Origin of the sequence: Stenotrophomonas sp. Bg11-02 (assembly GCF_002836635.1) — a bacterium.
Taxonomy (GTDB): domain Bacteria; phylum Pseudomonadota; class Gammaproteobacteria; order Xanthomonadales; family Xanthomonadaceae; genus Stenotrophomonas; species Stenotrophomonas lacuserhaii.
In genome coordinates this window covers 77415-91032 of the sequence record NZ_PJAY01000053.1, presented here as the reverse complement: position 1 = coordinate 91032, position 13618 = coordinate 77415, and the positions used below count along the sequence as shown (strand labels likewise).

The window sequence follows — 13618 nt, the reverse complement described above, 5'->3', positions numbered from 1 at the left end:
ATTATGCCCCAGCTGACGTGACCGACGTGCAGGCGCGGGGCGCGTAGAATCGTGGCATGAGCAGATTAGTCCTTATCGACGGGTCCAGTTACCTGTATCGCGCGTTCCACGCGCTGCCGCCGCTGTCCAATCCGCAGGGTGAACCGACCGGTGCGTTGTTCGGCGTGGTCAACATGCTGCGCGCAACCCTGAAGGAGCGCCCCGCCTACGTGGCGTTCGTGGTCGATGCGCCGGGCAGGACCTTCCGCGACGACCTGTACGACCAGTACAAGGCCAACCGCCCGCCGATGCCGGACGAGCTGCGCAGCCAGGTCGAACCGATGTGCCGCATCGTCGACGCGCTGGGCATCAGCATCCTGCGCGTTTCCGGCGTGGAAGCCGACGATGTGATCGGTACGCTGGCCCTGCAGGGCGTGGCGCGCGACCTCAGCGTGACCATCTCCACCGGGGACAAGGACTTCGCCCAGCTGGTGCGACCGGGCATCGAACTGGTCAACACCATGACCGGCAGCCGGATGGATTCAGACGCTGCGGTGATGGAAAAGTTCGGCGTGCGCGCCGACCAGATCGTCGACCTGCTGGCCTTGATGGGCGACGCCGTGGACAACGTGCCGGGCGTCGAGAAATGTGGTCCCAAGACTGCCGCCAAGTGGCTGGGCGAGTACCAGCACCTGGACGGTGTGATCGCCGCCGCGCCGACCATGAAAGGCAAGATCGGCGAGAACCTGCGCGCAGCGCTGGAGCGGCTGCCGCTGAACCGAGAGCTGGTGACCATCCGTACCGACGTGGCGCTTGAAGCCGGGCCGCAGGACCTGCCGCTGCGCGAGCGCGACGTCGAGGCACTGCGCGAACTGTATGCACGGTACGGCTTCACCCAGGCGCTGAAGGAACTGGAAGGCAGCGCGGGGCTGGCCCCGAACCCGGCCAGCGAGGCGGTTCCGAGCCTGCGCGGGACGGCCGCTGGCTTTGCCCGTGGCGGTGGCCAAGAGGCGCCGGTGGCCACCCTGGATCCGTTCCTGTCGTTGCCGGGCGAATACGAGACCGTGCTGGAGCCGGCCCAGCTGCAGGCTTGGATCGAGCGGCTGCAGCAGGCCGACCTGGTCAGTTTCGATACCGAAACCGATGCGCTGGATGCCATGCGGGCACGGCTGGTGGGCATCAGCCTGGCGGTGGAGCCAGGCAAGGCGGCCTACATTCCACTCAACCATGATTACCCCGGCGCGCCGGCCCAGCTGCCGATGCAGCAGGTGCTGGATGCGCTGCGCCCGGTGCTGGAAGACCCGGCGAAGAAGAAGCTCGGCCAGCACGGAAAGTACGACCTGCACGTGCTGCGCCGGCACGGCATCGAAGTGCGTGGATACCACGACGACACCATGCTGGAAAGCTTCGTGCTGAACTCCACGGCCACCCGGCATGACATGGATTCGCTGGCGCAGCGCTACCTCGGCTACACCACGATCAAGTTCGAGGACGTGGCCGGCAAGGGCGCCAAGCAGATTTCCTTCTCCCAGGTGGGCATCGACGAGGCCAGCCGCTACGCTGCTGAAGATGCCGATGTGACCCTGCGGCTGCATCGCGCGCTGGCGCCCCAGTTGCTGGCGCTGCCGTCGCTGGACCAGGTGTACCGGGAAATCGAAATGCCGTTGGTACCGGTGCTGGCCAGCATCGAAGCCAATGGCGTGCAGGTGGACGTGGCCGAACTGCGCCGCCAGAGCCAGGACCTGTCCACCCGCATGCTGGCTGCGCAGCAGAAGGCCACCGAACTGGCCGGGCGCAGCTTCAACCTGGATTCGCCCAAGCAGCTGCAGGCGGTGTTGTTCGACGAACTCAAGCTGCCGGCCCTGGTGAAGACGCCGAAGGGCCAGCCGAGCACCAACGAAGAAGCGCTCGAAGCGATCGCCGGACAGCACGAGCTGCCGCGGGTGATCCTGGACTACCGTGGCCTGGCCAAGCTGCGCAGCACCTACACCGACAAGCTGCCGGAGATGGTCAACGCCGCTACCGGCCGGGTGCACACCAGCTACCACCAGTCCGGTGCGGCCACCGGGCGGCTGTCCTCGTCCGATCCGAACCTGCAGAACATCCCGATCCGCACCGACGACGGCCGCCGCATCCGCCGTGCCTTCGTCGCACCGGAGGGCAAGCTGCTGCTGGCCGCGGACTACTCGCAGATCGAACTGCGGATCATGGCCCACCTGTCCGAAGACCCGGGCCTGGTACGGGCCTTCGAACAGGGCGCGGACGTGCACCGCGCCACCGCCGCCGAAGTGTTCGGGCGCAGCCTGGACGAGGTGACCAGCAACGAACGCCGCGCCGCCAAGGCGATCAACTTCGGCCTGATGTACGGCATGAGCGCATTCGGGCTGGCACGCAACCTGGGCATCGACCGCGGCCAGGCACAGGATTACGTTGCGCTGTATTTCAGCCGGTATCCCGGCGTGCGCGATTTCATGGATCGCATGCGCCAGCAGGCACGCGAGCAGGGCTACGTGGAGACCCTGTTCGGCCGGCGCCTGTATCTGAACGACATCAACGCACGCAACCAGGGCCTGCGTGCCGGTGCGGAACGGGCGGCCATCAATGCACCGATGCAGGGCACCGCGGCCGACATCATCAAGCGGGCGATGGTGGACGTGGACGGCTGGCTGAAGGCGTCTGCGGCGCCGGCCAGGATGATCCTGCAGGTGCACGATGAACTGGTGTTCGAGTGCGAGGCCGGGTACATCGACGAGCTGCGTACGGCGGTGGTCCTCCATATGTCACAAGCGGCACAGTTGAAGGTGCCGCTTGTGGTCGATACCGGGCACGGTCACAACTGGGACCAAGCCCATTGAGTCGCGTTCGGCGCCTTAAGCCGCTGAATGGGTTAATCGAACGGATTTAGCTGACTAAATGATGAATATTCTGGTGGGTGAGGTTGGCTAAATGGGCCGCCTTCACGATTCATCAATGTTCGAAGTGCTTCCATAGGCTCCAACAGGCGCAACGCCTGTTGTGGATCTCTCCCATCCCCTGGAGCAGATCTCGGAACGGGGGCTCCTCCCCAAGCACCCGTTCCCCGGCCCCGTTGACCTCCCCCTGGTCAGCGGGGCTTTTTATTTGGGGCATCTGCAGGGCCTCGCCGTTACAGCCAGTCGCGCGGCACCAGGTAATCGGCCAGCCGCGCTTCGGCGCTGCCGGATTCGGGCTGGAAGCCGTACTCCCAGCGCACGCGGGGTGGCAGGCTCATCAGGATGCTTTCGCTGCGCCCGCCGCTCTGCAGGCCGAACAGGGTGCCGCGGTCGTAGACCAGGTTGAACTCCACGTAGCGGCCGCGCCGGTACAGCTGGAACTCGCGCTCGGCCTCGCCGTACGGGTCGTCCTTGCGCCGCGCCACGATCGGCAGGTAGGCATCCAGGAAGCCATCGCCGACCGCACGCAGGTAGTCGAAGTCGCGCTCGAAATCGCCATGCAGGTCATCGAAGAACAACCCGCCCACGCCGCGCGTCTCGTTGCGGTGGCGCAGGAAGAAATACTCATCGCACCAACGCTTGTGCGCCGGATAGCGCTCGGCGCCGAACGGGGCGCACAGGTCATGCGCGGTCTGGTGCCAGTGACGCACGTCTTCATCGACGGGGTAGAACGGGGTCAGGTCGAAGCCGCCACCGAACCAGCTGGCCACCACCAGACCGTCCCGTTCGGCCTGGAAGAAGCGCACGTTGGCATGGGTGGTGGGCACCCGCGGATTGAGCGGGTGGAACACCAGTGACACCCCGGTGGCACGCCACGAGGCGCCCGCCAGCTCCGGCCGGTTGGCCGAGGCCGAAGGCGGCAGGCGGCTGCCGGCCACGTCGGAAAAGCCGATGCCTGCCTGCTCGAACACGGCGCCATCGCGCAGGATGCGGGTGCGCCCGCCGCCGCCTTCGGCGCGCTGCCACAGGTCTTCCTGGAAACGGGCCTGGCCGTCTGCGCCTTCGATGGCGGCGCAGATGCGGTCCTGCAGGTCGGTGAGGTAGGCGCGGACGCGGTCGAACTGGTTCATGCGTGCAGTTTAGCCGGTGCCCGCCGCCCGCTGCAGCGCTGGTAGCGCCGGGCCACGCTCGGCCGATGCCATCAGCGCTTGTGGTTGCGCGTGCGCGACGGTGCCGGTGGGTCGTCGTTGCTGCTCTCCTCGGCGGCGTCCTGCAGCGCCCGGCCCAGTTCCATCAGTGTCCAGTTGCGGGTGGCCACCACATCGCAGGCCACGTGACGGCCGCTGCGGTCGGCCTCGCACAGCTGCTGCAACTGCCCCCGCGCATCCACCTCGGCGCTGTTTTCCTGTGCACTGGCCAGGTTCTCGCAGCCTTCGCGCACGCCCGCGCGGCATACCTGCAGGTAGCTTCCGGCGGCCTTCACCCAATCGCCAGCCAGGGCCTGCTGGTTGCCCAGTGTGTTGCAACCCTGCAGGCTGCCGGCCTTGCAGCAGGCCGCGGCGCCATCCCCGCTGGCGGCCTGCGGGCAGTCCCGTGGCAGCGGCACTACGTTGAACACCACCGCTTCGGCACACTGCGCCTTGCCACCGGTACGCTGGAAAACCCGCATCCGGGTCCACTCGTCCATGCCGACCAGGCGGCCGCCGGGCAGGGTCTGGAACACGAAGTCCCCGCCCTTGTCGTGGCGCAGCCGGATCGCGCCGTCTTCCAGCCGCGCGCGCGCCTGTGCGCCCAACCCCAATCCAACCAGGCCGCCGTCGCCGAAGTCCAGCGTGTCCAGCAGGCCGCCCTCGCTGCGGTACTGGCCGCACGGCACGCTGGTGGCCGGCTGCGGCCGCGGCGCGCCACCGAGCGCCTGCAGCGGGGCATGCAGCTCGCAGGCGCGCTCATCGCCGCTGCGGCAGCTGAGCTGCAACGCCGCCACGGCCTGCGCGAAGCCGCCGGCTTTCCACTGTTCCTCGGCGACCTCGCGGCAGAAATCGCCGTCCGGATGGGCCACGCACAATGCCTGCAGGGCCTCCAACCGGGCCGTCGGCAACACGATCTCACGCTGGTCGAACACTCCGGTCAGCGCCATGCCCAGCGCCTTGGAAAGCGCCGCCTTGGCCGCCTCCTCGCAGGCCTGCTCGTCATAGGCGGGGTCGGCTTGCTTGCACACTGCCGGTTCCTGCAGGTCCGGGTCGTCGTTGGGGGCGCGGGTGTCGGCCTGACGCGCCTCGCTGACCCATTCACGCAGCAGGCCGCTGCAGGCCACGCCGGTGCCCTGCTCGCACCATTGCTGCAGGCGCGTTGCATCGGCGCTGTACAGCTGGTTGCCACAGGTGGCCTCATCGTAGACAGCACAGTCCTGTGCGCTGGCCGCGGCAGTGGCGGACAGAAGGAAAAGCGCGGTGATCGCGCGCAGCGGCAACGTCATCACTGACATGCAGACTCCGGGGGGGGGAAGTAAAGAAGGAAGAGGGGAGGTCAGTAGCGCGAACGGATGTCCGGGCGCATCAGCCGCCATGCCAGCCAGCCCTGCAGCACCGCGAACAACACGCAGCTGCCGAGCACGGTGGCAGTGAACAGGATGCGCTGGGCATTCAGCGCCTCGACCACGTCCGCCTCGCCGAGCATGCCGATCAACACGGCGGCGACGCGATCCATCCACCACGCCACGCCGATGTTGCCGATGCCGGTGATCACCAGCAGCCAGACGAAGCTCAGCAGGCCCCAGCGGGTGCCCTTGTACAGGCCCCAGCTGGAGACCAGTGACGGCACGCAGGCCGCGCCCAGCAGCAGGCTGGTGGCCACCGGGTGGACCAGCATCCAGCGCAGGCTGGCGGGCCACCCGCTTTCCTCGGCCAGCTCGATCAGCATCTGCCAGGGCTGGCTGGCGCCGAGCGGCCAGGCCACCAGCGCCTGCAGCAGGAACCACACGATCATGGCCGCGCAGACCAGCAGGGTGGTCAACGCGATGGGGCGCACGAAGTCCGTGCGCGGTGGTTTTGCCTGGCCGGTGGGGGCCAGGGTGGGAGGCAGCTGTGACATCCGGTGTCCTTGCAGGGGGAGGCAACGCCAGACCGATCGTGCCGAGCGGATCGGCACGATCCGGGTCGCTTACTTCACGTTTTCGTTGAACAGCTTGAGGATGCGCTTGTACTGGTCCAGCCAGGAATCGGCACGGGTGTAGCCATGGCGTTCCAGCGGGTACGGCGCGATGGTCCAGTTGTCCTTGTGCAGTTCGATCAGGCGCTGGGTCAGGTTGACCGAATCCTGGAAGAACACGTTGTCGTCCATCATGCCGTGGCCGATCATCAGGTGGTCCTGCAGGTTCTGCGCGTACTCGATGGGCGAAGAAACGCGGTAGGCCTCCGGGTCGATGTCCGGCGTGTTGAGGATGTTGGCGGTGTAGGCATGGTTGTAGTTGTGCCAGTCCACCACCGGACGCAGCGCGGCGCCGGCCTTGAACGTGCCCGGCGAACGGAACAGCGCCATGAAGGTCATGAAGCCGCCGTAGGAACCGCCGTAGATGCCCGCGCGGTCACGGTCGCCCTGCTGGGTTTCGGCCAGCCAGTCCAGGCCGTCCTTGTAGTCTTCCAGCTCCGGGTGGCCCATGTTGCGGTAGATCGCGGTACGCCAGTCGCGACCGTAGCCCTCGCTGCCGCGGTAGTCCATGTCCAGCACGATGTAGCCCTGCTGCACCAGCAGGTTGTGGAACATCTGTTCGCGGAAATAGGCCGGATAACGCTGGTGGACGTTCTGCAGGTAGCCGGCGCCGTGCACGAACATCACGATCGGATACTTCTTGCCGGGTTCCTTGTTTTCCGGTTCGTAGTACTTCGCCCAGACCACGCCGGCACCGTGCTTGGACGGCACGGCCACCAGCTTCGGCTGGATCCACTCACGCGCCTTGAATTCGGCGCTGCGGGTGTCGGTCAGCACGCGCGCCTGCCCGCCTGCCGTCGGCACCACGGCCAGCTGGGCCGGTAGATAGGCGCCGGAGTAGCGCACCAGCAGCTGCTGACCATCCGGGGAGACGGTGAAATCCTCCACGCCGTTGAGGCTGGTCAGCTCCCGCACCTGGCGGCTGGCCACGTCGACGCTGCACACTTCATAGTCGTGCGGAGCCTGCTGGTTGCACAGGAAGTAGAAGCCCTTGCCATCGGCCGACAGCGCCGGCGCGGAGGTCTCCCACTTGCCGCTGGTCAGCGCCTGCGGCTTGCCGGTGCCGGCCTGGGTATACAGGTGCGAGAAACCGGATTCCTCGGACAGCAGCCACAGCGTGCGGCCGTCGGCCATCCAGCCGTAATCGTTGAAGCCCCAGTTGATCCAGGCCGCATCGGTGAGGCGGTGGCGGCTCTGCAGGCGGCCATCGGCCGCGCCGACGCTGACGATCCAGCGGTCCTTGTTGTCGTTGGCGCGCAGCATGATCGCGGCCTGCTGGCCGTCGGCGCTCCAGCGGATGCCGCCGCCCATGAAGTCGCTCATCAGTTCCAGCGGGCGGTTGCCCTTCAGCGCGTCCTTGCCGGCCTGCCTGCGCAGGCTGGCCAGCGGATCGGTGCCGATACCCGGCAGCGCGTCCAGCGAGACCTTGTCGACCTTGCCGGTGCGTGCATTGACCAGCCAGAAGGTATGCGGTTCCGGCTCATTGCGGCCGACGCGGGTGCGGGTGTCTTCGGTTTCTTCGTAACCGGATTCGGTCACGTACAGCGGCATCTTGCTGGTGCGGCCCTCTTCGAAGCCCTTCGGCTTGGTCACCACCACCAGGTGCACGCCATCGGGCGACAGCACGCTGTCGACGATCTCCACATCGGCGCCGAGGAACACCGGACCCGGCGCGCGGGTCGGGTCGGTCTCGCGCCAGCGCTGGTCCTGCTCTTTCAGGGCCTCGCGCTGTTCGCGGTCGCGGCGCAGGGTTTCCAGCGTGCGCAGCTGCTGCTCGCGCAGGGTATCGGCCTTGGGCGCGTCGGACGGATTTTTTTCGGCCTTCAGGCTGGCCACCTGGGCCACGCCGTTCGCTGCAGTCCAATGGAACCAGTTCTGTCCGTTGCGCCAGATCACCCCGCCGTCGGTGGCGAAATTGATGCCGCTCGAGCGTTCATTGCCACGGGTGAGCTGGGTCAGTGCGCCGCTGCGCAGGTCGCGCACGAACACATCGCCGTTGCGGGCGAAGGCCATGCGGCTGCGGCTGCTGTCATAGACCGGATCGGCCACGTCCAGGCTGCCGCGCTGGTCGTCGGCCAGCTGGGCGGCGACGCCCCCGCCGAGCGGCTGGCGGAACGTATCGCGGACCGGGCTGCCCTTGCGCTTGAGCTGGTATTCGACCTGCTGGCTGTTCCAGGACCACCAGGCGCGTTCCACCGGCGGCCCGATCCAGTCAGGGTCGGCCATGGCCTGTTCGATGGTGATCGGGGTCGGCGCAGCCTGAACGGCCGGAGCGGCCAGCAGGGCGGACAACAACAGGGACAGCGGCAGCACTCGGGACATGGACGGGACGCACCGTGAAGGAGAAAACCGGCCAAGGGTAGCAGCCCCTTCCCGGCAGGGGCTGGCCCACAGGTCATGCAAGGGCTGGTTTGCTCTGGGACGGCGACGGGCGGGTGGGTTGTCCGGGACACGCCGCAAGTACGTCCTTGTAGGCTACTGTTCGGCTCCTGCCTCACAGTGTCCCGGACAGCCCACCCGCCCGTCGCTCTGACAGTTCCCGTGGCCGCCAGCAAGCGAGCGGTAGCGCCGACCCATGGTCGGCGGAGACCATCAGATCCTGTTCCCCCAACGATCCGCCGACCATGGGTCGGCGCTACCAGAGCCGCATGTTCCCAGGCTGCCATGGACCTGTCGAAGGTGGGGCGGGGTGGCTGTGCAGGACCGTCTGTTGCCATGGAAGGCAACAGCGAGCCCCCATGGATGGGTTTACGGCGTGTCCTGCACAGCTACCCCGCCCCACCTACCCCCAGCCCTGCACGCTTTTGATGTTGCTGGCACCCCCGCGACAAAGTGAAGCAGCGCGTCACCCGGTCGCATCCCTTCTTCACGCAAATCCACCCAGACTGGTCCGGTATCCCCACCCGCGCCCGGCAGGAGGACGTCCCCTTGGACGCATTGCTGTTGTCCCGTTTCCAGTTCGGCTTCGTGGTCAGTTTCCACGTGCTGTTCCCCGCCTTCACCATCGGCACCGCCAGCTGGCTGGCCTTCGTGGAATGGCGCTGGCTGCGTACCCGCAACCCGATCTGGCGCGAACTGTTCTTCTTCTGGCAGAAGATCTTCGCCGTGTCCTTCGGCATGGGCGTGGTCAGCGGTATCGTCATGGCCTTCCAGTTCGGTACCAACTGGCCGCGCCTGATCCAGGTAGCCGGGTCGGTGATCGGCCCGCTGCTCACCTATGAAGTACTGACCGCCTTCTTCCTGGAGGCCAGTTTCCTCGGCGTGATGATGTTCGGCTGGGGCCGGGTGTCGCCGCGGCTGCACTTCCTGTCCACCTGCATGGTGGCCCTGGGCACGCTGGTGTCCACCTTCTGGATCCTGGCCTCCAACAGCTGGCTGCATACCCCCGCCGGCTTCGAGATGATCAACGGCATCGTGCATCCGGTCGACTGGTGGAAGGTGGTGTTCAACCCGTCCTTCCCGTATCGCCTGACCCACATGGCGCTGGGCTCGTTCATCACTACCTGCTTCGTGATCGGCGGCATCGGCGCGTTCTACCTGCGCCGCGGCGTGCACGTGGAAGCGGGCCGCCGCATGCTGACCGCCGCCGTGATCTTCGCCGCGATCACCGTGCCGGCGCAGATCTTCGTTGGCGACATGCACGGCCTGAACACCCTCAAGCACCAGCCGATGAAGATCGCGGCGGTGGAGGCGCACTGGCATGAAACCGCGCCAGGGGAGGGGGTGCCGCTGGTGGTGTTCGCGCTGCCCAACGAGGAACACGAACGCAATGATTTCGAGGTCGCCATCCCCACGCTCGGCAGTCTCATCCTGACCCATTCACGCGAGGGGACCATCGCGCCGCTGACGTCCGTGCCGGCCAGCGAGCGGCCGCCGGTCACCCCTGTCTTCTTCGCCTTCCGGATCATGGTCGGGCTGGGCACGCTGATGCTGCTGCTGGCGCTGGTGTCGGTCATCGCCCTGTGGCGTGGCAGGCTGCTGCAGTCGCGCTGGCTGCTGCGTGGCTGGAACTGGATGTTGCCGAGTGGCTTCATCGCGCTGGTGTCGGGCTGGTTCGTGACCGAAATGGGGCGCCAGCCATGGGTGGTGTACGGCCTGCTGCGCACCGCCGATGCGGTGGGGCCGCAGAGCGCATGGATGACCGCGCTGTCGTTGGGCGTCTATGTGGTCGGCTATGCCTTCGTGTTCGGCTGGGGCATCTGGTATCTGGTGAAGATCCTGCGGCAGGGCCCCAGGCCGCACGAAGACGGCCCCTCGCTGGATGGCGGCCACCACACCCCGGCGCGTCCATTGTCCGGCGCGGACGAACCCCTGGAGGAGCGCTGACATGGACCTGATGACCTGGCTGCCGGTGGCGTGGTTCGCGGTGATCGGCTTCGGCGTGCTGATGTACGTGGTGCTGGACGGTTTCGTGCTGGGGATCGGCATCCTGGCCCCGTTCGCCCACAGCGAAGAAGAACTGGACCAGATGATGAACACCGCCGCGCCGATCTGGGACGGCAACGAAACCTGGCTGGTGCTGGGCGGTGCGGGCCTGCTGGCGGCCTTCCCGAAAGCGTACGCCGCGCTGCTGTCGGCGCTTTACCTGCCGGTGCTGCTGCTGGTGATGGCGCTGGTGTTCCGCGGCGTGGCCTTCGAGTTCCGCTTCAAGGCGCACCGCTCCAAGCGGCTGTGGAGCGTGGCCTTCGGGCTGGGTTCGCTGCTGGCCACCTTCGCCCAGGGACTCATCCTGGGTGCGTTGGTGCAGGGCCTGCCGATCGTCGACGGGGTCTACACCGGCGGGGCGCTCGGCTGGTTCAGCCCGTTCGCGATGCTGACCGGTGCCTCGCTGGTGGCCGGCTACGCCTTGCTCGGCAGCACCTGGCTGATCCTCAAGACCACCGGCCCGGTGCAGGTGCTGGCCCGGCAGTTGACCCGGCCGCTGGTGGTGGCGGTGATCGTGGCGATGGGGCTGGTCAGCAGCTGGCTGCCGTTCCTGCAGTCGCACCTGATGCAGCGCTGGTTCTCCGACGGCAATTTCTGGTGGCTGTCGCCGGTGCCGATCCTGACCCTGGCGGTGGCCGCCGCGCTGTGGCGCAGCGCGCTGCATCCCGGGCGCGATCTGCCGCCGTTCCTGCTCAGCCTGGGTTTGTTCGTGCTCGGCTTCGCCGGGCTGGTGCTGGGCATGTGGCCCTACCTCCTGCCACCTACCATGACCCTGTGGGACGCAGCGGCGCCGGCGTCGTCGCTGGGCTTCAGCCTGGTCGGCCTGGTGGTGCTGCTGCCGGTGATCCTGGGCTACACGGCGTGGTCGTACCGGGTATTCCGCGGCAAGGTGGAAGCTGGCGCCGGCTACCACTAGGCGCGGTGGGTGAGGACCGTTGGCCGCGGTGGGTGAGGACCGTTGGTCGTCACGCTCTTCGCCCCGGCCGTGCTAGCGTGCGGCGCTCCGCGCAACCGCAGCAGTCGTTCCGCAATGATCGAGTTTTCCGTTGTCGACTGGGCCGCCTGGGCGCCCGGGCTGGCCACCCGCAGCGCCTGGCAGGAATGGGCGCAGGCACCTTGGCTGCCTGAAGGCGAGGACACTCCCGGGCTGCCGGAAGTACCGGCCATGCAACGTCGCCGGATCGAGCGGCTGGGCCGCATGGCGATCCAGGCCGCCTGCTGGTGCGAAGCCGGCGAGGGGGCGGACAGCCGGGTGCCACTGGTGTTCGCCAGCCGCCATGGCGATGTCGCCCGTTCGATGGAGCTGCTGGCCGCGCTGGTGGCCGAAGAAGCGCTTTCACCCACCACCTTCGGCCTGTCGGTGCACAACGCGATCGGCGCGCTGTACTCCATCACCCGTGGGCACCGCGGCAACAACCTGGCGCTGGCGGCGGGCAAGGCCACGGCCGAAGCGGCGTGCCTGGAAGCGGCCGGGCTGCTGGCCGATGGCGCCGAGGAAGTCCGCATCGTGGTCTACGACCCGCCGTTGCCGGCACTGTATGCGGAGTTCATCGATGAGCCGGCTCCGTTCCACGCCTGGTGCTGGCGCGTCCGGCGCTCCGAGTCGCCGGGCGTGCGCCTGCAGCTGGGCTGGCAGGCCACCGGGCAGGCGGATGATCCGCCCGGGCTGCTGCCGCATGCGTTGGACCTGCAGCGTTTCCTGCTGTCCGCGCAGCCGTCCTGCGAACGGGTGATCGACGGCCAGCGCTGGACCTGGAAGCGTGGCTGCTGAGGCGCTGCTGCGCGGCCTGGACCGGGCCTGGCGGGTGTTGGCCACCGGCCTCAGCTTTGCGGCATTCGGGCTGGGCGGGTTGATCGCCGGTCTGGTCGTGGCGCCGTGGATGCTGGTCCTGGTGCGCGACCCCGCGCGTCGCCGCCGGCTCGCGCGCCGGGGCGTCCAACGGGGATTCGCGCTGCAGGTGGCGATCATGCGCCGCCTCGGCGTGCTCACGGTTTCGGTCAGCGGCGCAGCTCGGCTGCAGCGCGAAGGCCTGCTGGTGCTGGCCAATCATCCGACCCTGATCGACGTGGTGCTGCTGGTCGCGCTGCTGCCGGATGCGGACTGCGTGGTCAAACACGCGGTGGCGCGCAATCCGTTCATGCGCGCCACCGTCCGGGCCGCCGGCTACATCGTCAACGATGATGGACCGGCGCTGGTGGAAGCGGGCATCGCCACGGTACGCGGCGGGGGCTGCCTGGTGATCTTCCCCGAGGGCACCCGCAGCGAGCCCGGCCAGCCGCTGAAACTGCGCCGTGGCGCGGCCAACATCGCCGTGCGCGGGCGGCGGGACATCACCCCGGTACGGATACGCTGCACCCCGCCGACGCTGGAAAAGGGGCGGAAATGGTATCGTGTGCCCCCGCGACGCTTCCACGTTTCGCTGGAGGTCGGTGAGGACATTCCGATCAGCACGTTCATCGACGAGGACGCAGCGGCAGGAGGGGAAGCCCTGGCCGCGCGGCGCGTCACCGACCATCTCACCCGATACTTCCAACCCTGTGGAGAGCTGCCCCGTGCAGGAACTTGAGCACGAGATCAAGGAGCTGATCATTTCGGCGTTGTCGCTGGAAGACATTTCCGCCGCCGAAATCGATGCGACCGCGCCCTTGTTCGGCGAAGGCCTAGGCCTGGATTCAATCGATGCACTGGAGCTGGGCCTGGCCCTGCAGAAGCAATACGGCGTGAGCCTGTCCGCGGATTCGGAAGAAACCCGCCGCCATTTCGGCAGCGTGCAGGCGCTGGCGGCCTTCGTCGCCGGCAGCCGCGCGTGAGTGACCTCAACGCCATGACCAAGACCGACCTGTTCGACCACATCGCCCGACTGCTGACGACCAGCTTCGAGATCGATCCGGCCCTGATCGTGCCCAGCGCGCGGCTGCATGCCGACCTGGATATCGACAGCATCGATGCGGTGGACCTGATCGTGCAGTTGAAGCCGCTGCTGGGCCGCAACCTGCAGCCGGATGCCTTCAAGACAGTGCGCACCGTGCAGGACGTGGTCGATGTGGTGCATGGGCTGCTGCCCGACCCGGCCGCTGCCTGACCGCGCGCGCCG

Annotated in this window: 11 protein-coding genes; 7 read left to right on the top strand and 4 right to left on the bottom strand. The window is 67.6% G+C overall.

The features are described from left to right. The first annotated feature begins 56 nt into the window (after window positions 1–56). Window positions 57–2834: a DNA polymerase I gene (gene polA / locus CXG43_RS07650; protein ID WP_101099423.1), complete on the top strand. Its 2778-nt coding sequence runs from the start codon at window positions 57–59 to the stop codon at window positions 2832–2834. A 290-nt stretch (window positions 2835–3124) separates the two neighbouring features. On the opposite strand, the gene hemF is transcribed toward polA, so the two are convergent. From hemF to CXG43_RS07630, 4 genes are all read right to left on the bottom strand, one after another. Then, entirely contained in the window at window positions 3125–4021 is an 897-nt protein-coding gene (gene hemF, locus CXG43_RS07645) for an oxygen-dependent coproporphyrinogen oxidase (protein WP_101099422.1), read from the bottom strand. Window positions 4022–4092: 71 nt separating this feature from the next. Then, the gene (locus tag CXG43_RS07640; protein ID WP_157825209.1) at window positions 4093–5376 is read right to left on the bottom strand and encodes a hypothetical protein; all 1284 of its coding nucleotides are present in this window, start codon (window positions 5374–5376) and stop codon (window positions 4093–4095) included. A gap of 41 nt (window positions 5377–5417) precedes the next feature. After that, window positions 5418–5981 carry a hypothetical protein gene (locus tag CXG43_RS07635; RefSeq protein ID WP_101099420.1) on the bottom strand — a complete coding sequence of 188 codons (564 nt, stop codon included), beginning with the start codon at window positions 5979–5981 and terminating at the stop codon, window positions 5418–5420. 69 nt (window positions 5982–6050) lie between these two features. After that, window positions 6051–8420, bottom strand: a complete 2370-nt coding sequence (locus CXG43_RS07630) for a S9 family peptidase (protein WP_101099419.1) — start codon at window positions 8418–8420, stop codon at window positions 6051–6053. Window positions 8421–9026: 606 nt separating this feature from the next. Here CXG43_RS07630 and CXG43_RS07625 point away from each other — a divergent pair. The 6 genes from CXG43_RS07625 to CXG43_RS07600 all read left to right on the top strand — a co-directional run bounded on the left by CXG43_RS07625 (window position 9027) and on the right by CXG43_RS07600 (window position 13606). Further along, entirely contained in the window at window positions 9027–10424 is a 1398-nt protein-coding gene (locus CXG43_RS07625; RefSeq protein WP_101099418.1) for a cytochrome ubiquinol oxidase subunit I, read from the top strand. A gap of 1 nt (window position 10425) precedes the next feature. Continuing rightward, on the top strand, window positions 10426–11439 hold the full coding sequence (cydB, locus tag CXG43_RS07620) for a cytochrome d ubiquinol oxidase subunit II (RefSeq protein WP_101099417.1): 1014 nt from the start codon (window positions 10426–10428) through the stop codon (window positions 11437–11439). A 114-nt stretch (window positions 11440–11553) separates the two neighbouring features. Beyond that, on the top strand, window positions 11554–12294 hold the full coding sequence (locus tag CXG43_RS07615) for a beta-ketoacyl synthase chain length factor (RefSeq protein WP_101099416.1): 741 nt from the start codon (window positions 11554–11556) through the stop codon (window positions 12292–12294). Then, a complete protein-coding gene (locus tag CXG43_RS07610) occupies window positions 12284–13090 on the top strand; it encodes a lysophospholipid acyltransferase family protein (RefSeq protein ID WP_198551401.1) in 807 nt (268 codons plus the stop codon). Before CXG43_RS07615 ends, CXG43_RS07610 begins: the two co-directional genes overlap by 11 nt. After that, complete coding sequence (locus CXG43_RS07605; RefSeq protein WP_042612466.1) at window positions 13077–13334, top strand: phosphopantetheine-binding protein; 258 nt, start codon at window positions 13077–13079, stop codon at window positions 13332–13334. The genes CXG43_RS07610 and CXG43_RS07605 overlap by 14 nt, the downstream gene beginning before the upstream one ends. Then, complete coding sequence (locus CXG43_RS07600) at window positions 13331–13606, top strand: acyl carrier protein (RefSeq protein ID WP_232767680.1); 276 nt, start codon at window positions 13331–13333, stop codon at window positions 13604–13606. Before CXG43_RS07605 ends, CXG43_RS07600 begins: the two co-directional genes overlap by 4 nt. Window positions 13607–13618: the final 12 nt, after the last annotated feature.